This is a genomic window from Bacillus sp. FSL L8-0199 (genome assembly GCF_038005705.1).
Classification (GTDB): Bacteria; Bacillota; Bacilli; order Bacillales; family Bacillaceae_G; genus Bacillus_A; species Bacillus_A cereus.
In genome coordinates this window covers 2340874-2359186 of the sequence record NZ_JBBOTS010000001.1, presented here as the reverse complement: position 1 = coordinate 2359186, position 18313 = coordinate 2340874, and the positions used below count along the sequence as shown (strand labels likewise).

The following is an 18313-nucleotide window of genomic DNA, read 5'->3' as shown; positions in this document are numbered from 1 at the left end:
CCTTGTTCTGGCCCATTCACCTCACCTACCCTTCCTCTTCTTTTATTTGACTTCTAATCATCGATTCTATTTGATCAAAGAACGATTCGTTCCTTTGAATTTTTTCAACTACTTCTTTCCGTTCATTTGCTTGTTTTTCAATATCACGAACACTTTCTGGACGTGTGTATATATCCGCTAATGACTTGATTTTGTCACTTTGAGCATTTCGATTAAACAAAGCTTGTACACTTGCAAACTCGTACTTATCAAGTAGTTGTTCCTTATATCCGTTCAACATAAGGTGATATTCCTTGAGACTAATACGCCAAGATTGCAAGGTGGTCATATTAAAAAAACGAAAACACTCACCTTGCAATTCATCAATATTTATGCGTACAGGTTCTCGAACGATTTCTGTTGTTCCGCTGTCATTGTCCCTAGAAGTTTCTTCACTGTCTTCTGGAAGAAAAAACTATTTAGCACAACTGCTTTGTTGTACTTTAGAATTTCATCAAGGTCTAGTTTTTCAGCATTAAACATATTTTCAATCTCTTTCTGTACAGCTTCATACGTGATTCCCTCATTTGTATGAATCAGTGCGTAATAAACCACATCCGTGAAATTAGTAATTCCGCCCTGCATGGTTTGGGAAACGAATTGCATCGGCCCACCGTTTTCATCTAATAACCTCAGTGCTTGTAAACAGAATTTCAGTTCTTGTTCTTTACCATTAATTACGAAACGCGTATATGATTTTTCAGCCATAATAATTACCTCCAATTATTTTTTGTTCAAAATAAAAAAGCGTCTATATGAACGCTTATTCAGATCTCAATTATTTATTTCCCACAAATTCATCCATTGTTTTATTAAGCAAACTAATCATTGCTTCTCTTCGCTCACGCGGGGTTGTATTATCGTATAGCTCATTGTGAATATCACTTACTTTGGCCAACTTCTTAGGATCGACATAATTAGTTACCTCTTCATGCCCACCAAGCATCATAATTGTATTGCCTATAATAACCGCTTGCTCTTGTTGATCTAGCTTCATTGTTCACCCTCCTCTGACAAGCTATCAATAATCTTATTTAAAACACTAACTGTCGCTTCACCACATTGTCTCGCTGTTGAATTTCGAGTCGATTCCTCACATAATTCTGATAAACGATTTAAATCAACGTGAGGAGCCAATGCATCCTCTCCGAATGTTGAAAGAATTGAAGATGCGACTGCAATTTTTTCGATTTTAGATATATCCAAAAATCTCCACCCCCATAAACATTCTTAATTAATAGTAAATAGACTTACTATTACGCTTCAGGAGTAGCTACGTCACCAGTTGGCGCGCCATTAGGTACTTTATTAAGCGTCCCTTTAGAAATTTTTCCATTTAATTTTAAGCCAATAGAATACTTTGAGTACTCCTCATTTTCATGAGAAAGTTCCAAACTATTCAACATGTATGTTCCTGATTTAACTTTAAACTCAGAAGCGGTTGCGCTACGTAGGTTAACTTCATGAATTCTTACTAAAACTTTATTAAGAATTGCTTCTTCTACATAATCAAGTCCCTCGTCACCTTCAGTACAAATCCCTTCAATACTAGCGGATTGTGTTACGTCACCGTAATCAGATCCACTCTTATCTTTCGTTTTCAACTCGATTTCTCCAGCCTCAATTGACCGTGAACCTGACGTTTGGTTAAAAAATCGGACTGTTTTTGTAGTTTTCCCATCAGGTTGCGGAATGTCAATCAAGTAAAGTGTTTCGGCACCTTTAAACTCAGGTGCATTACTTTTTTTCACTTCTGCCATTTTTAGTCCCCCTCTAATTTCTGATTGTTATAGTAATAAAACTCAAATGTTTCGCTGTTAAAATCTCAACGTCTTTTTGAGACAGTGGTTCAAAATCCTTTACTTTTGCATTAAAAAAACCGATTCGTTCTGGATTCTTTTTACTTGTATCGTACAAGTCAATTGAACCCTTTTCGAATCGGTTAATTATTCTATCTTGCAAATCGTTCCTATCAAAAACTTTATCTGCATACACACCAACTTGAATCAGATGATTACGCGAAAAATTCTCCTTTGAAAACCTGCTAATTGTTCCTGACAAATCCTCAATGGTTATGAAGGGTTTGTCTTTTCCTGATACAGAAACACCATCGTATATCCATGTAGTAGGCGCAAAAACATCTAGCAACTTTTTTAATGAATACATTACATCATTCAACATAATTAATGCCCCTTTGCTACACGTTGAACAGTTTTGTTTATATCCTCAACAAATGGTTGCTCACCTTCAAATGCTGTTTTACGCATAAAACCTTTTTTGGTTTTGTGCGTAAATTCTTGTACCGCCGCGTAAATAAGAGGAGATCCATACGTACCAATAATTCTCGCACCGACTACTATCTTTACACTTGCAGGAATACTTTCAGATAAAGGACCGTGTAATATCGGTGCTCGATTAGAGGCTTGATTAGCTTGTAAGCGTGTATGTTTTTCTACCGTTTGCTCAATTGGTGTTTTGTATCTATTGGGATTATTTGCTTTTAACACATTTGATTTTCCTTTAACAACAACTCTGATTCTCATCAAATCACCCTCTTTACAATGACCTCACGACGGTTTACGCCACCAAGCCCTCGTTCATCGATAAGTTCGATAACGTAAAAAACACCTTTACGTTCAATTTTTTCAATGTTCTCTAAGTCCACATTAAGAGGAAATGTAACAAGCGCCTCCCCTTTTTTAACATCGAGATCAGCGAACTTCGTCTTTTCCACTGACGTGAATTTCTTCCAAACTAATTGAACAGTTTCTTTTCGGGGGTCACCTTGGATTTCTTCTCCTGTAATTGGATCCTTTTCAGAAACCCCTTTAATGTATAAAATCACCGGTTCTCTACGTCCCTGCTCAATCATTTCACGATTTTCGCGAATCTCTTTAATGTCATCTTCAGTAAGCAATTGCTACACCTCCTCGCTTATTAAGTAGTTCAGCCGTGACGAACATTGTGGATGTGGGCTTATTAATTGATTCATAAGGCTTTCCGGAATATTTTTCGGATACTTTCCAGCCCCTAAACCGTACGCATCGCGTCTCGCTAGCTTGTAACACGTGTGCTTTGAATGATATCTGTGACGGTGACCATTATCAATAATTTGATAACCTGTCACAATTTCACTTTCTAATCCATTCTGTATAGTAGCTGCTCGGTATGTGTTAGTACTCTCAGAAACTGCTACACGCTCAACCTTCCATTTCTCATTGTCGTGTACGTCCTTTATCTTTTGAGAAATCATTGTAATGCTCTCGCCCCTTAATACAGATGGACGAATGACACTACTTAATCGATCTCTCATATCTCCAGATAAATTCCATACACGATCAGACAGAACTAAACCATCTTCACCAGGTCTTTTTATAACCCCTTGAATAATTTGCTTATTTACTGCAGTTATAGATTTCACGTCCAAACCTGCTTCTGATAATTTTGATGTGGTCCATTTCGACGTGTTTTCAATCAATGTATGGAATGACCGCTCTGCTTGTTTACGAAATTCTTTTTCGTATAAAGTAAGGTCTCGTAATAACGCATTTAATCTACTACGCTTCACGATTCCATCCTTTTGATAGTCATTCAATAAATCAACTAAAAACAAACGTATTAGGATAATGGCCTTTACAGTATCAGAAACTTGTTTTTCATGCTCCTCTTTAAATTCTTCGGAAATGGCATCAAGTACTTCATCCATTTCTTTTTGAGAATCGCTCATGTAATCATCTCCCATCTGCTCGCTTAGCAAATGTTTGGTGAGTACCTTTTCCACGTCTATATTTTCTATATTTTTTAAGCGCATCTGCTGATAATTTCTTATAGTTAGCAAAGACCATCGATTTATCAACCGACTCCTCACCATCTGTATACGAAAAAAAACGTGCTGCGTCTGCTGCAATCGATTCATAAGCAAATGATAGCGCAAGATAAAAAATAGCATTTGCATTTACTTTTTCAGTTAACTCTGACTCAGCTTCGGCTTCAGCTAGCCAATTTCCGATGTCTTCCGGAGTTACTTTTGGAACTTTTGCTAACCGACTCTCCAGCCTTTCCGACACCTTCATTTGGCGTCACCTCCGTCACTGTATTCTGTTAAGGCGTCATGATTCCTGCAGCTTTTAACTTTGCAATAAGGGCGTTTAAGTCTTTTACTACACCCGCTACGTCAGTCGCTGTACTATCTGGTTGTTTATCAACCTTTTTGGGTATTAGAGCTACTTTTTCTTCAAGACCTTTAATAATATTGCCAAGTGATGTGTCTTTCGCAATCGGCATCGATCTGTTTAAACGTTGTGCTTGATTTTCAGAAATAGACATGCATAAAACTCCTTTCAAAATACAAAAAGGTAGCATACACGCTACCTTTTAAGCCATTGTTTTAGAGATATTTTCAAGAACAGCGATAGACTCTTTCGCATTCTTAACTTCAAATCCAAATTCCCCACGAATGACACGAGAGAAGTAATCAGCACCATTTGGTGTAGCATCTTGATCATAAATTGGAGTTAAGTAACGGGCCTTTACTTTTTCTGTATCAAGAAGTAACGCACGATCTTTAGGCATATTTAAATCAACTACCACACTAGAAATCGCTCCACCTGGTAAATCCGATACAAACGATAAGATTTGGTAACCTGCCGCAGTATCTTGACGCGTAGTACGAATTGTATCGCCACCAAGTTTTGTGATTTGTCGTGCGATATTCGGTCCACATAGAATCGTATTTGCTGAACCGCCTCGAGTAAATACTTGTTCTACAGCGTCATTTAAAGGTTTTGCCGCAATTTCATTCCCTTTAAAGTCTTGCTTATGAGAACCTTCAATACCCGCAAATGCAAATAAACCACCTGTAGTACGTGGTTGTGTTGGAGAGCCAACATTTCTACGACCATAGATTAGAGAAGTGTTAGCTTCACGAATCATCTCTTGTAAACGCAGGTTTACTTGATAATCTAATTCGTTTGATACGCCATATGTGTTCACTTGTTGTTGTGTACGTGAAACAGATGCGTATCTTGAAAAGATTTGTGAGAAGTTATGTGACACCAAACGGTCATTGATCTCATTCTTACGGAAAGCATCTTCACCTTCTGGTCTCGGTCTTGCGATGACTTTTAATTCACCACCAGCTGTAATTGCCTCCGCTTTCGTACTATCGTAACCACGTTGCACAGTGATTTTATCGGCATTTTCATCAACACTTACTACACGTAGCACTTCTAAGCCGTTTTGTACCAGAGCATTTTCAGTGAATTTACGAGCCTCACCTTTTTCTAAAACTAGGTCCGTATCCCCAACAGCTGCGGCAGTTTTTACAATACCTGTATCAGAGTTTAAATAGTCGTTCTGCCATTCAAATTTAGTTTGTGTTAAAGTGTCTCCTACACCAATTAACCCGAAAAGAACTGGTGCTTTCGTGAGAATTAAATCCACATTCGCTTGCATTTGTCTTACTTGTTGTTGAAATTCGTACGTAGTTGGTACTGGCATATTTGTAGCCTCCTCAAATTTTTTAAATTAAAAAACCGCTGACTTATAATCAACGATCCGTTATTTCTTCGATTTTGCTTCTAACAACTTGTTATAAATACGTGTTACTTCGCCCGCAAATTTTGAATCTTTTAACGCTTTTGCTTTTGCTTCTTCCAGCTCTTTTTCTAAAGCAAGAATTTCATTCGCTCTCGGATTTGTTCCTGGATTCGCGCCACCAGCTGCATCTGCCCCCACAACTTTCTTGAACATCCAAGGTTTACTTTCCTTTAGCGCATTAACAGCCTCTTCAACTCCTTGATAATTACCATTCTCATCAAGTTGAATAGTCGACTTATCTAAAAGCGCCAATACGTCACCTGAATCATTTGCATCTAAAGCACGTGCAATACTCTTAATTTCCGTATTTAGAATACGTGTATTTGCTTTTTCTTGTACTCTTTGCGCTGCTTCGGAAGCTTCTAGTGCCTTTTTGTCAGCTTCTTCTTTTTCAACCTGCAAACGTTCAATTTCCGTCATTTCTTGCTTTTTACGCTCTTCCTCAGCTTTTTCGTATTCGGCTAGTTTCGCTTTCACATTATCGTAATCACCGTATTTCTCAGCGGATTTACCACGTTCACGTTCTAAGCGCTTCTTAACAATTTCATCTAGTTCTTCTTGCGTAAAAGTTTTTGACAGATCGTCAGTACCCCCAGGCTTTTTGTCTGGATCATCCCCAGAACCGCCACCATCGGAGAAAAACTGTAGGTCTAATCGAAGTGGGAACTTAGGTGTTTTTTGTACTTGTCCTACAAAAAATTTTAATGCTGTAGCTTGTTTTACGTATTCCATTTGCAAATCCTCCATTTTGAGCCTGTCGGCTATAATTTCCGAAAGTTTATAGCGCCATTTCGTAAGGCAAGTATTACTTTTCGTTATACGGATCCTGAGACTGTCGTTTCAACATTCGTTCTTGCATAATCTCCATGAATTTCTGTTCCGCATTTTCTTTACCACTTCTCGTAATCGCACCTTTAATTGATTCGATTTCGTTTGAAATTTCATCGCCTAACTGTTCGATAAGTGCTTTTTGATCTTGTGGTAACGGTAAACCGAAAATAACCTTACTAGCATAATAGTTATCTACTTTTGCTAACATCTCTTTATCGTATTTGAATTTTGGGTCATCCTGCCTCGCTTTCATATAACGCAAAATATACTCATTTAAGGTTTGGAGGCGTGATTGCCATATCACCCATGAGCGTTGTGTTTTTGAAATGATATTACTGAATAAAAGCTGCACGGCCATGTCATTTATACCACCTGTATTCATATCAGCCGTATTCACCATTGGTACTTCTGCTTTTTCATGTAGGCGTTTTTGCAATCGGTCCAGATACGCTTCGATAGTTTCTTTAAATCTAAATCCACTCTCCAATTTCTTAGCACTTGGTTCACCGGTATCTTCCGCACCATCACCTAAATCCCATTTCGCACCTGGTGCAACTTGAAGTGGATTCTTTGGATCCTCGTCTACATTCGTTAGCAACGTAATAGCGAACATTTCAAAACGTAGCGCATCCGAGTAATCAGACATCTTTTTGTCGATTTCGTCAGAAAGCTTAATCGTTTTTTCAAGCTCACTATAGCCTGTAGTCCGCTTACTGAGCTTTTCAGTCGGCACCGGTACAACTGGAATAAAATCAATACCCATTGATGAACGCTCAACCCTATCCTCTTGCTTTTCTAAATCGCCATTGTAGACAGCCTCTTCAATTTCACAGTCATACTCATCCGCTTCTTCATGCCAAACTAAGTAATATGATAACTTCCACATTTTCGTTTGTTCTTCATCAAGCCATGCAATAAAATGAATCTCTTCCAGCTGATCTATATCCCAGTCGCTATACTTTGCGATAACTTCTGTTGATGGATGCCAAATAATCTTAAATTCACCGCGACGTTTATCATAATGAATCCGAGCATACACACCTGTTTTTGAAATAGCCCTGTCTTTTGCTGCTGCTAATAGCTTCTCATGCATTCGGTTGTCATCCCAAACCCATGTTAATAACCGCTCCTTTGCTTTCGCTCTACTGTTTTCTGCTTGTTGCTCCTCACTAGGTTCATATCCTGATTGAATCATAAGAGCTGGATCGTCTATCACATCAGGAGGAACTGTGACTTTCGGTTCTTTTTCAAATTGCCACGCTGCAATCATGTTTACGATTTTTTGAGGATAATCAAGTTGTATTTTCGTAGGTTCGTAGTCGAGATTGTCTGGTTTTTTATAATCAGACCATACGTTTAAGTCTCCTTCATAACGCTCATACAAGCGAACCTCGGACATAATGCGTGTCCACTCAGAATCGCCGAGTGCGGTACGGACTGGCATTACAATTTCCACTGGATTCATAAAATTCCGGTCACCTTGTACTCTCATTCAAGCCCCTCCTTTCTCAATATCTTGAATTCCCTGTAGTGCCTGCTTTACGTCTTGCACGTTTATATGCGATAGAAAAAGCCATTTGAACCGCATCCGGACCGTCATCGTGTGGGTGCATCGGATACATTTCAAATTGCTCCAATAAAGCACGTAAATGTTTCATAAAACGTAATTTACCGCTCTGTATATCTGGTAATAACGACTCAATACGTAGTGCTTTTCGTGTACGCTGCTTAATTTGTTTTAAACGAGTCGATGAAGGATATCCTTTTTTCTGCAATTCCTCTCCAACCTTCTCCGCAAACCATTCCTGGGCTTGTTGCGCCTCTACCGCAAGTGCTTCGTATTGATATTCCAGCGTGTATTCTACAGCCTTTTCTAACAACGTATTTGGATGGACACGCTCCATAAAAATATCGATAACGTAACAAGTTCCTGTTTCAACGTTTTTCGCAAGTGTGACTACTACACTATAGTCACCTTTTTCTTTACCCATCGCGAAATCAACCGCACCGTAATACAAAAGTTTTTTATCTTTTAAATCATCTTCAGTACAGTACGTGAAATATTTAGGTTTAAATATCTGTCTTTCCTCATCAGTCGGGTTACATAGATACTCCTGGTTAAACGCTTTTGTTCCGTCATCCTCCCTAATTTCCATCAAATCGATGTAAGGGAAGTGTGATGGCCATAATGTTTTTGTTCCCCGAAGCATTTCTTCTTTGTTTTGTTCGTAAAATTCACGAGCTTTATCAGAAGCGCCCTCTTCATCCACTTGACGAATCTCACGCCATTCTTGCCATAACTCTTCACGCTCTGACCATTTCAAAATTGCCGGGAATGACCTGGATACGAAATCACGACGATTTTTAATCACGTGATGCAATAAACTGTCGTAACAAACGATGGTACCCATATAAATACAAGCACCTTCTTGACGACTCAAACCTGGAAGCAATTCTTCCTTGAACCAACGCTTATTTTTCGCAATTAAGTCAACCGTCGCAGTGTTTTCTTTACTTTCTAAGTCATCCAAAATATAGAGCTGTACACGTTTCGAACCGTGTCGTAAACCACGTACCTGCGTCCCTATACCTTTTGCTTCGACTTTCGTGTTTGTTAAAGTCACGAACTCTTTATCGTTATCTACTTCATTTCTGCTTTTTTGTTCGTGAAGTAAGATACCGAAATCTTCACGTAGTTTCTCGTTGTACTTTAACTGATCACGCGCCCAGGATATAAAGTCACCGGCTACATCGGATGTTTCAGAAATCAAAACAATATACTGCTTTAATCGATACACGACTTGATGACACAAATAACCGTTACTCAGATAAGCGGTTTTTGCATGACCACGTCCTACACTCCAGGCCACTTTTTTCTTTTTCTCCCTACCTGTTGTGATGTCATCTAAAAGCCCACATAACGTTTGGTGAAATTCTGCAGCATCATCCATCGTTACTCCGGCAGGGATTAAGTTATCCGGATTCCCTGGATTCCCTTCTTCAGAGAAATACTCATACATGAAGTACAGCATGTCATGTTCTCCACGGTGCACCCTTTTTAACTTTTCTAACTCATCGATGTCAGCAAGTAGTGTATCCATGTAATATTCTGTAACCTCACCAGTTTCGTACAGCTCCTGTAATTTCTTCGCCCTTTCTGCTACAAGATTAATACGTTCCTGACGTTCTTGACGGGCTAACCATTTACCGTCTATATATGCCATGTAGCCCGCCCTCCTTTTACTCGCCTGTCAATTTTTTTAATTTCTGAAGCTGTTCTTCGATTTCCGCATTTGTACGGGTTGCATTTCCTAGATCACCCTCGATTACTTTCTTATCAGTCAGTAAACCGAATCGCTGCATATACAATTGCATAGCTTTTACACTCGGTTGCGGCCCTAAAATTAACTGCATTAACTTGCTGTATACCTGCTCGCGCTTCTCTGCGAGAAAACTATCGGCCACCTCACTCTTGAATGCGATGAAGTCCTGGTTCTTAGTTCGCCACTCCCAAAGCGTTGTCCGATTTATACCAAGCTCGTTCGCCATTTCGTCTTGGGTTCTTTTTTCTTCGTTATTCGATTCCATCAACTCATTTTCTACAAGCAAGTACGCCGCTTGAATTTGTTTAGCCGTAAGTTTCTGTTTTAACTCGTCTAACTTCGCCATCATTTCGCTCTCCTTTCTTCGTGAAATAGAAAAAGGCAATCGATTTAATATCGACTGCCTTGAAACTCGTATATTTTCATAACATAGCGTTTATTTTTTATTTAATGCATTTACTATATTGTTAATATAAACTCGGAATTCATCATCACTTACTTTATTGTGTCTAGCATCATACGTTGAACTAACTCGATTGTATAGTGAATATTTAGAAAAAATAGCATAAGAACCGCCATTAATCCCTCTATGTACAGTACGTGCACTATCAGGAAGTGGAATTGAATTTCCATACTCATCGTAACCTAGATGGCCGATCTCCCGAACAGCATAATCTACATACACACCAGCTTCAAGTTCTAAAACTTCTTCTCCATAATAGCTCATAGACCATGATACTTCCTTATCAAGTTCTGATTCAAATACTTGTTCCACTGGAGTTGTTTCTTCATAGACACCACTAGCTTTAAAAGGCTTAGTATTTAGTCTAAAATACCACCATTCAGGGTCTTCCCCTACTTGGTGAAAAGTCAATGAGTCGGGGTTTACTATATATGTAGTACGGCCTTCAAATGTTAACTCTATACGACCTTCTTCATATGATGCTGTGGCTCCATGTAAATCTAGGCCACCACTTGTAGGTAAAAAGGTATGATTATCCGCTTCATCTGTACCAACCGCATTTAAAATTTCAATTATCTGGTTGCGGTCAGTAATTTTAATTAAATCATTTTGGTTTTCACCAAATGCCCTATGAACCATTTCTTTCCACAAAGCTAACTGCTTCTCTTTTGTTTTTGCATATTTCTCTTCGTATGTATTCATGCTTCTTCCTCCCATCTCATTTCCTACAGAAAATGTAAGTTAAGTCTTGTTAATTATACCATAGAAATTACGCATTCTTTTAAATTTTCACTAAAATCCTACTACCCGAGTTTCAAAATTCTGACGGAACGTTACGAGCGCCTGCCAGCCCCTCACCAGATTTGACCTCCCCCGGGGGATTAAAACAAAACCAAATGTTTAATAATCTAAAATGTCTATTTTGAATAACGATGAATATTGTATTAAAAATGACTGCCTATAACATTGGTTATGTAAACTGCATAGAAGCGAAATCCATTGATATCAATGATTCTTTCTTTTTTCAATACGTAACCAATATACAATTATTATACACCTTTGTTATATCAACGTTTGTAAGCCATACACACAGCTTCAATCACTTGAATTAATGCATAAGCTTCACCTTATTAACTAACTGAACATTGGATCATGACCCCCTGAGTTTCAAAGGGCCGTCTTCTTCAGGAGAGAGCGACTGGCGAAATTACCCTAAGGTTTCTCTTTCGCGTTGCCTACAGTTCATAGTATGCTGTACAGTTTCTCCTATTTCCTACTTACTATATACACCACATTCAGCCAAATCCAACGTGCATAAAAATAGCCATGATACCCTAATGACGGGCCTCATGGCTATGCGTATTATTTAGTATTGGAGTAGGACACAATTTCACCATCCTAACATAAATTGTACCTACTATGAACCCACCTTGTCAAGCCTCGTACAACTTTTTTATTAAACTTCCCATACCTGCCATATCACCGTTAATAGTCATGTGTAATATGTCCACGGCTTGTTTACAGCGTGCGTAATACAATTTTGCAGTGATATTCATAGTCCGTAATGTATTCCTTCTAGGAATCTTGTACACATACCGAGCAAGCACTATATATTTCATGTTCTTCGGTAATTGTTTAATCGCCTGATCCAGCACAATCTTATTCAACCGTCCATCACCTTTCCCGTCCAGTGTACCAGGTCCAGTAAAGCTAGGCGGTGCATCAGGGAACCGATCACCTACAGCCAGTGACTCGTAATTCTCCAGCCATAGTTGTATTGTCTTCTTTGAAACATAGCCATCAATTCCGGTCATCTCCGAACCTCCTGACTCAGAAAATCAAACCCCTAAAACAAAAACCTTAAACCATTAATAGTATTACATACTATATAACTATTAATAAATAATACTATATATATAATAAATAATTATTAGTTTTATATTTATATTATATATATAAGGTATATTTTTTTAGGGGGGTCTTTTTTATTTTGTTTTTCTTTTTTAAGTACTGTAGTGTATTAGACCCCCTCCTAAAAACTTTTCTTTTATATATTTTTATTTTCGTGTAAAAAGCTGTAGCTGTGATTTATAAGCAGGCAATTTTTTCATAAAGCCACGCATAAAGAAATCCTCAAAGTGTTCTAAACAAACCAATAGTTTTTCTATTTTCCCTTTTCCTAATGTTAAATCCATTTTGGCTCCATGAATTAAAAAATGACTATTTTATATAAATTCATCTAAAACTCTCATTTTTTCTTACTATACAGTGATTCTCTTCCTAAAAATGCAGTTATAGCAGCAGTTAATATTGTGGTCAAAATAGTAATTGCATTATCCCTAGCCCACTGCCAAATATTCGGGAATACACTTTTTTCCGCAATAGTCATTTCATTAAAAACACCTGTAACATCTGCTGCAAAAGACTTACCATCAAAGCTAAGAGTAGAATTCATATTACCGTTACCCAAGACACGACTCTTGGGTACATCAATTTTTTGAGGATTGGCAGACTTCATGATATTTAATACAGCTACGTCATCTGTATTTGTTTTTAGAAAAGTATTAGAGGATTCAATATAAAAATTAGATACTTCAGAGTTTTCTATTCCTGTATGATGATCAAATCCAAAATCTACAAAATTATTTACAATAAATTTGATAGATTCTTTTTCTTCATTTTCTTTATATGGTATCAAAGTAATTTTATTATCAGGAATCACCTTGCGTTCACCATTAATAAATACTTTAAAATTTAATTTTTTTTCATAAATTGACGGAGATAAATTTAACTTGACTGATGACCCTCCAGAATGTTCCAATAGCACTTGATTTGGTTCTTGTTTTGTTCCCATATATACTTTTTCTAAATGTACACGACCTAAAAATGCTTTTTCATCACCAAATACACCCATAGGATTTCTCACAGGCATAAAAGATAAATCCCCTTTTGCTATAGGCCAAGGTGTATTCATTCTGAGCGGACTATCTGACATAATAAATTGTGCATGTATTATTAAAGACTCTTTTTGAACTAATATTTTATCCCCGTTAATATCTATATACATAGGTACCATATTTTTTAAAACCGCTGGATCTTTATCCACACCAAAAACATAGTTATTAGATTCCAATTTCAAAGAAGCAAAAGTCAAGTCAGATTCCCAGCCACGAAATTTAGCATTCAAAGTGGCATAAGCCTTGCTCTCTGTTTTATAAAAATAACAAGTGATACTTACCAAAAAAACCAAAAAAGAAATTGCCATCAAATTACCTTTTCCGATTTTTTTTAACCATCTTTTTTGCAATATTTTACGATACCACTTTATATCTGTGTCTTGCTCCCTATGCCATTCATCATAGTATTCCATTATATCTTTTCTATTCTCATCCACTTTATTCCACTCCCGATGATAGTATTACTCCACAAATTATTAAATTGCTATATTTAATAATATATAAAAAACATAGGTTTTGGAAGGTTAATCCCCATATATTTACTAAAGAATACATACATTTTCTAATCCATCATAAAACGGAACGTCCACACCATCTATTTGTAAATCCCTTATTTTCTCAGATGTCATGTTCCTTACTCCTTGCCGCCACACGTTCTACGAATCTCAGTTGTTGTTCAATATACAGGGCATCTTTTAAAATGGTAGCCGGTACTTGTAATACTAATTGTGGAATATGATCTAAATAATTCACTTACGTACCTCCTTTTACCATCCCTAAATTATTTGATTAAAGTTAAACATTATAACAACCGGATATTCATCTTTTCTGTTATTATTAAAATAAAATCATTTAGCTTACAAGAAGGAGTAACGAAACATGGTCAATCTTACAGAAAATGTTAATATATTTCTACACAATACGCTTGACGACATTATTCAACAAAGAGGTGAACGAAACTTAAACAAATATAGCGGGTTTTATCAGAAGATGCCTTCTCCATTAAAAGAAATTTTTTCATTTTACCACGCTGAGTTTACTGAACTATTTGATTACTTAAACAGTAGACTACATACTGGATACTATACAGCGCATGAAAGTAGAGAACTTTTTAGAGATATCCATGATATAGTCAAACTCCAGTCCTATTTAATAAATACTGAAGCTGCTTTTGATTTTTGCCCTTATTACAAAGAAATAGTCGAACAGTGCAAATCATTTTTAAAAACAAGTGGTGGTAGTTCCATCCCCCCTGAATTCAATGAAATAAAGGTAATCAGAATGGGACAAATATTCGAATTACAAAACGGAATTTCCATAACAAGAGCAAATACTACAATCCCATTTCAGCTAAAAATAATAGGTGAAGGTTCTTATGCAAAAGTTTTTAAATATAAAGATACATTTTACAATTGTTTTTTCGCCGTAAAAAAAGCAAATAGTAATTTAACAGAGGCAGAGTATCAAAGATTTTGCACTGAATTTGTAGAAATGCGCAAACTAAAATCCCCTTACGTTCTTGAAGTTTTTAAGTTTGATAAGGAGAACCATCAATATATAATGGAATATGCCGATGAATCTCTGTATACTTATATTTCAAAGAGAAACAATACACTAGATTTCTCCAAAAGAATCAATTTAATTCAGCAAATATTTAAAGCCTTTACATATATCCATAGTAAAAATGTTTTACATAGAGATATCAGCCCATCTAACATATTAATAAAGATTTATGATGGAGCAGAGATTATTAAAGTATCTGATTTTGGTTTGATAAAACTAGAAGAAAGTCAACTGACTAATCAATTTACGGAAATGAAAGGCGCTTTTAATGATCCACAACTGGCGTTTGATGGATTTTCTAACTATAAAATTCATCACGAGATATACGCATTAACAAGACTCATTTACTTTATATTTACAGGTCGAACAACAATGGGTGCTTTTACTAACGAGCAATTCAAAGCATTTTTTGACAAAGGCACTAATCCTAACAGAGAAGAAAGGTATAAAGATGTTAGAGAAATGCAAGAGGCTTTCAAACATTTCTTATCCACACTTCAACAAGTTAAGAACTAAATAACACCCTTCTTCGCTAAAAACTGTCTTGCGTTATCCGTAAGCCGGTAATAATAAACATGCTCATTATCTTTCGTGACTTGCTCCAGTAGACCTAACTGAGAGAGTTGTCCTAGCCACGTATCAAACTGCGTAGCCGGGATTTCTCCTCCTACCTGGTGCATCACTCGTAAAATTGCTTCCGAACCTTTCACTCTATACCTCGTGACTTTACAATTTCTAGTGCTTGTTGTTCAGTAAAACCTTCTGAAACAAGTGCATCGAAACGTGCTTTATATACTTTAGACATTTCACGCTGCATACGCATTTGCATAGGTAACGCCTTTACAAAGTTATCCAAAATCATTTCCAGTTCGATATTTGTATATTGCTTATTAGGTTCGCTCATTTTATCACCCCTTCAAACGTGCTTCGAGTTCCGCTAATACCTGATCGACCCCTTCAGGACTTAGCACGAGTTTACCGCCAGCTAGTTCAATATTTTCTTCTGAAACCTCGCCTGTAATTTGGCAAGAGTTATTAGGATTATATTTTTGTAGAATAATAGATTCACCATCTACGAAAATCTCCATAGGATCCTTTACCTGGATACCTAATGTACGGCGTAATTCCATTGGAACTACAATTCGTCCTAATGGATCAATATTACGAATGATACCTGTTGATTTCATTTCACTTCAGCTCCTTTTCCTTACTTTTTAACAGCTTCTATAACGCTTGCTAAACCAAAGAATACTACGCAGATAAACCACGTTGTCCAAATCGGATAATCACATATAATTTCCATCCAACCACTCCTATCCTTATTAATAAGAATCACAGCCGGACCCTCAACCCTAATACCGGCTACTTCAATTTTTTCATGGGGACTTACTTGCACTGTTGTGACACCTTCACGTGTCTCCAGTTCTTCACTTATGTTTTTTGTAGGTATATTCTTCATCTTTACTCACCATCCAAAATAACGCTGTATTCTTCATTAGCCACGTAAAAATTACCGAATGCGTCGCGCTCAGGGAATCCATTTTTCGTTGCCTGCACTATCTTGAGTTTCGCGTTACAGTTATGGCATTTTGTAAATTTATTCTCTTGATACTCATATTGATTCCCGCGATTCCCACACATGCAGCACTCATAGCGTGTACGATATCTCGGTTTACCTTCGTCATCATACTTAATACCTGTTTTCCAATGAGTCGGATCCGCCTCTTCTTTTTTCGTGATTTTTGCTATCTCTTCCATAGGAAACGAGCTACGATTTACTTCTACAATTGGCAGTTTACGAGTCTGCTTATCAGTGACCATCTTAACAGCCGATTCCTGAATCTGTTCATGCGTAACACCTAGATCCACAGTCTTATGAACTTCCGCCTTTGCCATTGCAGCACCTAATGCCGATACATCTACTTCTGGTGGGTGCTGATTAACCACGTCCACAAGTTCTCCTGCTGTATTGATAAATGAAAATCCATGTTGCTCCTCTTTCGCTACTTGTTTCTCAGGTGACGTAAGCACTAAGTATTGATGACCTACAAAGCTGGAGATACCACCACGGATGTTATTTTTAATAAAGTCGAAAAAGACTGTAGTTAATGCGTTTACGTTTGCTTCTTTATTTAAACGATCTAGTCCGTATTCATAAAGCATTGCGTGAATAGCCTCATGAAGTACGTTTTTCATTTGCCCTTCATGTTTCGCTACATTGTCCGAAATCTTGATTTGTTGTTCGTGATACGTTACTTCTGCAATTCTTACTTCTCCGTTTTCTCTTTCTTCAAGCCATCCTTTTACGACTTCCACATCGTACGGTACACTACCAATCATCAATTGTTTAGGTATATCCATATAACTTCATCCCCCTTTAATTTGGTAAATTATTTTCAATTTCCGTTCGTAATTTATCTGATAGCCACTTAAACTCTAAATCTTTTTTATCGATTTTTGCCTGAATCACTTTTGCCTGGTCCTTTGTATAACATTTACGGAAACCGTTGTATAATTTCGAAATTTCTTTCTGCAGCTGTCTCATTTCACGGTTCGAATAATAACTTACAAATTCCGTTTTACAGTTTGAACAAATGAAGTAGTGCTTGTCCACACGGTTCGGTAATCGCGCTACGAGCATCTGGACACGAAACACATGCTCACATGCTTCACATTTCGCCTTTACTGGTTTCATAGTATCGGATACTCCTTTCTAGATAATTATGAAAGTACTTCCGTATCAACCATTACCACTTCCTCTTTCTCTTAAATAAAGATTTTCAGTAAGTTAATTGTCTCACCAATATACATATCGTATAATGATAATAAAAGGAGGTAATTATGATCGAATTTTTAAAATCTAACATAATTCCAATTGCAGCATTTCTAATATCTATAGCAACTTTTTTTATTACGTTTGCAAATTTTTGGAGGAATCGTGCAAATATTACATGCAGTCAGCCAAGGGGTTTACATACCGCTTTTATTTTAAAACCTGATAGAATTGACACTGAAACACCTGACTTATATTGGCAGAGCGATTTTAGAGTCATTATGGATGTTACTATTACTAACAAGAGTGCTTTACCTATTTCTATAATCGAATTCACATTAAATAATAGCTTTGAATTTACTTCCTATTGTAGACCTAACTCTGAGTATCACGTCACTACAAATTCCACTAAGCGAAAAAAAAATAATGTAACTTTTTATGGAGGAGAAGAGCAAAGTTTTTATTTCCCAATAGATGACACATGGTTACAACCAATTGTAGATATTCCTCCATATACTTCTTTAAGAGGTCATTTATTTTTTTACTTCAATGACATCAGTAATGTAAATATTGGTGAAAACACCTTGGAAATAATTACTTCTAGAAAAACTTTTTCTTTCCCAGTGAGAATAGCTGACAAGTTAATTTCTGTCGTTCCACTACCAGATGAAGTCTGCGAGATTCGTGAGCAAAAATTTTTTTAAAGACATCATGTAATTCATTACTTTTGAATAATTCTTTTTGACGCTTAAAATGTATATTAGAC

The 18313-nt window shown here is 36.9% G+C and carries 28 protein-coding genes and 1 pseudogene; 2 read left to right on the top strand and 27 right to left on the bottom strand.

Annotated features, from left to right (window positions below; translation table 11 throughout):
* Nucleotides 1–25: 25 nt before the first annotated feature.
* The 21 genes from NST86_RS12355 to NST86_RS12255 form a co-directional block, all read right to left on the bottom strand.
* The gene (locus tag NST86_RS12355) at nt 26–280 is read right to left on the bottom strand and encodes a hypothetical protein (protein WP_000931846.1); all 255 of its coding nucleotides are present in this window, start codon (nt 278–280) and stop codon (nt 26–28) included.
* A gap of 89 nt (nt 281–369) precedes the next feature.
* On the bottom strand, nt 370–747 hold the full coding sequence (locus tag NST86_RS12350) for a tail assembly chaperone (RefSeq protein ID WP_000818630.1): 378 nt from the start codon (nt 745–747) through the stop codon (nt 370–372).
* A 70-nt stretch (nt 748–817) separates the two neighbouring features.
* Complete coding sequence (locus tag NST86_RS12345) at nt 818–1036, bottom strand: hypothetical protein (protein ID WP_097855792.1); 219 nt, start codon at nt 1034–1036, stop codon at nt 818–820.
* Nucleotides 1033–1245, bottom strand: a complete 213-nt coding sequence (locus NST86_RS12340) for a hypothetical protein (RefSeq protein ID WP_246962957.1) — start codon at nt 1243–1245, stop codon at nt 1033–1035. The genes NST86_RS12345 and NST86_RS12340 overlap by 4 nt, the downstream gene beginning before the upstream one ends.
* Before the next feature lie 50 nt (nt 1246–1295).
* A complete protein-coding gene (locus NST86_RS12335) occupies nt 1296–1799 on the bottom strand; it encodes a phage major tail protein, TP901-1 family (protein WP_000852563.1) in 504 nt (167 codons plus the stop codon).
* A 13-nt stretch (nt 1800–1812) separates the two neighbouring features.
* Nucleotides 1813–2220, bottom strand: a complete 408-nt coding sequence (locus NST86_RS12330; protein ID WP_061684689.1) for a hypothetical protein — start codon at nt 2218–2220, stop codon at nt 1813–1815.
* A 2-nt stretch (nt 2221–2222) separates the two neighbouring features.
* Entirely contained in the window at nt 2223–2582 is a 360-nt protein-coding gene (locus NST86_RS12325; protein WP_340933866.1) for a hypothetical protein, read from the bottom strand.
* Nucleotides 2582–2956: a hypothetical protein gene (locus tag NST86_RS12320; protein ID WP_000954645.1), complete on the bottom strand. Its 375-nt coding sequence runs from the start codon at nt 2954–2956 to the stop codon at nt 2582–2584. Before NST86_RS12320 ends, NST86_RS12325 begins: the two co-directional genes overlap by 1 nt.
* Before the next feature lie 3 nt (nt 2957–2959).
* Entirely contained in the window at nt 2960–3766 is an 807-nt protein-coding gene (locus NST86_RS12315) for a hypothetical protein (protein WP_136983594.1), read from the bottom strand.
* 4 nt (nt 3767–3770) lie between these two features.
* Nucleotides 3771–4112, bottom strand: coding sequence for a hypothetical protein (locus tag NST86_RS12310; protein ID WP_030025208.1), 342 nt, complete (start codon nt 4110–4112; stop codon nt 3771–3773).
* 28 nt (nt 4113–4140) lie between these two features.
* Nucleotides 4141–4365 carry a head fiber protein gene (locus NST86_RS12305; RefSeq protein WP_025118133.1) on the bottom strand — a complete coding sequence of 75 codons (225 nt, stop codon included), beginning with the start codon at nt 4363–4365 and terminating at the stop codon, nt 4141–4143.
* Nucleotides 4366–4413: 48 nt separating this feature from the next.
* On the bottom strand, nt 4414–5538 hold the full coding sequence (locus NST86_RS12300) for an SU10 major capsid protein (protein ID WP_340933862.1): 1125 nt from the start codon (nt 5536–5538) through the stop codon (nt 4414–4416).
* A gap of 60 nt (nt 5539–5598) precedes the next feature.
* Nucleotides 5599–6369, bottom strand: a complete 771-nt coding sequence (locus NST86_RS12295) for a phage scaffolding protein (RefSeq protein ID WP_340933859.1) — start codon at nt 6367–6369, stop codon at nt 5599–5601.
* Between the two features lie 73 nt (nt 6370–6442).
* Nucleotides 6443–7960, bottom strand: coding sequence for a phage portal protein (locus tag NST86_RS12290; RefSeq protein ID WP_340933856.1), 1518 nt, complete (start codon nt 7958–7960; stop codon nt 6443–6445).
* 16 nt (nt 7961–7976) lie between these two features.
* Complete coding sequence (gene terL, locus NST86_RS12285) at nt 7977–9692, bottom strand: phage terminase large subunit (RefSeq protein ID WP_340933854.1); 1716 nt, start codon at nt 9690–9692, stop codon at nt 7977–7979.
* Nucleotides 9693–9708: 16 nt separating this feature from the next.
* Nucleotides 9709–10140, bottom strand: a complete 432-nt coding sequence (locus NST86_RS12280; RefSeq protein WP_003271424.1) for a phBC6A51 family helix-turn-helix protein — start codon at nt 10138–10140, stop codon at nt 9709–9711.
* 87 nt (nt 10141–10227) lie between these two features.
* Nucleotides 10228–10956: a serine/threonine protein kinase gene (locus tag NST86_RS12275; protein ID WP_340933850.1), complete on the bottom strand. Its 729-nt coding sequence runs from the start codon at nt 10954–10956 to the stop codon at nt 10228–10230.
* 731 nt (nt 10957–11687) lie between these two features.
* Nucleotides 11688–12068 carry a hypothetical protein gene (locus NST86_RS12270; protein ID WP_340933847.1) on the bottom strand — a complete coding sequence of 127 codons (381 nt, stop codon included), beginning with the start codon at nt 12066–12068 and terminating at the stop codon, nt 11688–11690.
* A 243-nt stretch (nt 12069–12311) separates the two neighbouring features.
* Nucleotides 12312–12449: a hypothetical protein gene (locus NST86_RS12265; RefSeq protein ID WP_340933845.1), complete on the bottom strand. Its 138-nt coding sequence runs from the start codon at nt 12447–12449 to the stop codon at nt 12312–12314.
* Nucleotides 12450–12502: 53 nt separating this feature from the next.
* Complete coding sequence (locus tag NST86_RS12260; protein ID WP_340933842.1) at nt 12503–13648, bottom strand: hypothetical protein; 1146 nt, start codon at nt 13646–13648, stop codon at nt 12503–12505.
* A gap of 181 nt (nt 13649–13829) precedes the next feature.
* A complete protein-coding gene (locus NST86_RS12255) occupies nt 13830–13964 on the bottom strand; it encodes a hypothetical protein (RefSeq protein ID WP_340933840.1) in 135 nt (44 codons plus the stop codon).
* Nucleotides 13965–14090: 126 nt separating this feature from the next.
* Between NST86_RS12255 and NST86_RS12250 the strand changes: the two genes are divergently transcribed.
* Nucleotides 14091–15290 (top strand): protein kinase domain-containing protein, encoded by a 1200-nt coding sequence (locus NST86_RS12250; protein ID WP_061884039.1) that lies wholly within the window; start codon nt 14091–14093, stop codon nt 15288–15290.
* On the opposite strand, the gene NST86_RS12245 is transcribed toward NST86_RS12250, so the two are convergent.
* The 6 genes and pseudogenes from NST86_RS12245 to NST86_RS12220 form a co-directional block, all read right to left on the bottom strand.
* On the bottom strand, nt 15287–15484 hold the full coding sequence (locus tag NST86_RS12245) for a hypothetical protein (RefSeq protein WP_061884038.1): 198 nt from the start codon (nt 15482–15484) through the stop codon (nt 15287–15289). The genes NST86_RS12250 and NST86_RS12245 overlap by 4 nt on opposite strands.
* A complete protein-coding gene (locus NST86_RS12240; RefSeq protein ID WP_001294615.1) occupies nt 15481–15678 on the bottom strand; it encodes a hypothetical protein in 198 nt (65 codons plus the stop codon). Before NST86_RS12240 ends, NST86_RS12245 begins: the two co-directional genes overlap by 4 nt.
* Nucleotides 15679–15682: 4 nt before the next feature.
* Entirely contained in the window at nt 15683–15961 is a 279-nt protein-coding gene (locus tag NST86_RS12235; RefSeq protein ID WP_061884037.1) for an AbrB/MazE/SpoVT family DNA-binding domain-containing protein, read from the bottom strand.
* Between the two features lie 128 nt (nt 15962–16089).
* Nucleotides 16090–16233: pseudogene (locus tag NST86_RS12230) on the bottom strand (BC1881 family protein); the annotation flags it as partial.
* Nucleotides 16234–16235: 2 nt separating this feature from the next.
* Nucleotides 16236–17135, bottom strand: a complete 900-nt coding sequence (locus NST86_RS12225; RefSeq protein ID WP_340933833.1) for a hypothetical protein — start codon at nt 17133–17135, stop codon at nt 16236–16238.
* A 16-nt stretch (nt 17136–17151) separates the two neighbouring features.
* Entirely contained in the window at nt 17152–17469 is a 318-nt protein-coding gene (locus NST86_RS12220) for a transglycosylase (protein WP_340933831.1), read from the bottom strand.
* A 146-nt stretch (nt 17470–17615) separates the two neighbouring features.
* On the opposite strand from NST86_RS12220, the gene NST86_RS12215 reads away from it, so the two are divergent.
* The gene (locus NST86_RS12215) at nt 17616–18251 is read left to right on the top strand and encodes a hypothetical protein (protein ID WP_340933830.1); all 636 of its coding nucleotides are present in this window, start codon (nt 17616–17618) and stop codon (nt 18249–18251) included.
* Nucleotides 18252–18313 lie beyond the last annotated feature (62 nt).

Coding starts and splice junctions, on each gene's coding strand:
- NST86_RS12355 (WP_000931846.1), bottom strand. CDS start 280: ATGTTGAACGGATATAAGGAACAACTACTTGATAAGTACGAGTTTGCA.
- NST86_RS12350 (WP_000818630.1), bottom strand. CDS start 747: ATGGCTGAAAAATCATATACGCGTTTCGTAATTAATGGTAAAGAACAA.
- NST86_RS12345 (WP_097855792.1), bottom strand. CDS start 1,036: ATGAAGCTAGATCAACAAGAGCAAGCGGTTATTATAGGCAATACAATT.
- NST86_RS12335 (WP_000852563.1), bottom strand. CDS start 1,799: ATGGCAGAAGTGAAAAAAAGTAATGCACCTGAGTTTAAAGGTGCCGAA.
- NST86_RS12330 (WP_061684689.1), bottom strand. CDS start 2,220: ATGTTGAATGATGTAATGTATTCATTAAAAAAGTTGCTAGATGTTTTT.
- NST86_RS12325 (WP_340933866.1), bottom strand. CDS start 2,582: ATGAGAATCAGAGTTGTTGTTAAAGGAAAATCAAATGTGTTAAAAGCA.
- NST86_RS12315 (WP_136983594.1), bottom strand. CDS start 3,766: ATGAGCGATTCTCAAAAAGAAATGGATGAAGTACTTGATGCCATTTCC.
- NST86_RS12310 (WP_030025208.1), bottom strand. CDS start 4,112: ATGAAGGTGTCGGAAAGGCTGGAGAGTCGGTTAGCAAAAGTTCCAAAA.
- NST86_RS12305 (WP_025118133.1), bottom strand. CDS start 4,365: ATGTCTATTTCTGAAAATCAAGCACAACGTTTAAACAGATCGATGCCG.
- NST86_RS12300 (WP_340933862.1), bottom strand. CDS start 5,538: ATGCCAGTACCAACTACGTACGAATTTCAACAACAAGTAAGACAAATG.
- NST86_RS12295 (WP_340933859.1), bottom strand. CDS start 6,369: ATGGAATACGTAAAACAAGCTACAGCATTAAAATTTTTTGTAGGACAA.
- NST86_RS12290 (WP_340933856.1), bottom strand. CDS start 7,960: ATGAGAGTACAAGGTGACCGGAATTTTATGAATCCAGTGGAAATTGTA.
- terL (WP_340933854.1), bottom strand. CDS start 9,692: ATGGCATATATAGACGGTAAATGGTTAGCCCGTCAAGAACGTCAGGAA.
- NST86_RS12280 (WP_003271424.1), bottom strand. CDS start 10,140: ATGATGGCGAAGTTAGACGAGTTAAAACAGAAACTTACGGCTAAACAA.
- NST86_RS12275 (WP_340933850.1), bottom strand. CDS start 10,956: ATGAATACATACGAAGAGAAATATGCAAAAACAAAAGAGAAGCAGTTA.
- NST86_RS12270 (WP_340933847.1), bottom strand. CDS start 12,068: ATGACCGGAATTGATGGCTATGTTTCAAAGAAGACAATACAACTATGG.
- NST86_RS12265 (WP_340933845.1), bottom strand. CDS start 12,449: ATGGATTTAACATTAGGAAAAGGGAAAATAGAAAAACTATTGGTTTGT.
- NST86_RS12250 (WP_061884039.1), top strand. CDS start 14,091: ATGGTCAATCTTACAGAAAATGTTAATATATTTCTACACAATACGCTT.
- NST86_RS12240 (WP_001294615.1), bottom strand. CDS start 15,678: ATGAGCGAACCTAATAAGCAATATACAAATATCGAACTGGAAATGATT.
- NST86_RS12235 (WP_061884037.1), bottom strand. CDS start 15,961: ATGAAATCAACAGGTATCATTCGTAATATTGATCCATTAGGACGAATT.
- NST86_RS12225 (WP_340933833.1), bottom strand. CDS start 17,135: ATGGATATACCTAAACAATTGATGATTGGTAGTGTACCGTACGATGTG.
- NST86_RS12220 (WP_340933831.1), bottom strand. CDS start 17,469: ATGAAACCAGTAAAGGCGAAATGTGAAGCATGTGAGCATGTGTTTCGT.
- NST86_RS12215 (WP_340933830.1), top strand. CDS start 17,616: ATGATCGAATTTTTAAAATCTAACATAATTCCAATTGCAGCATTTCTA.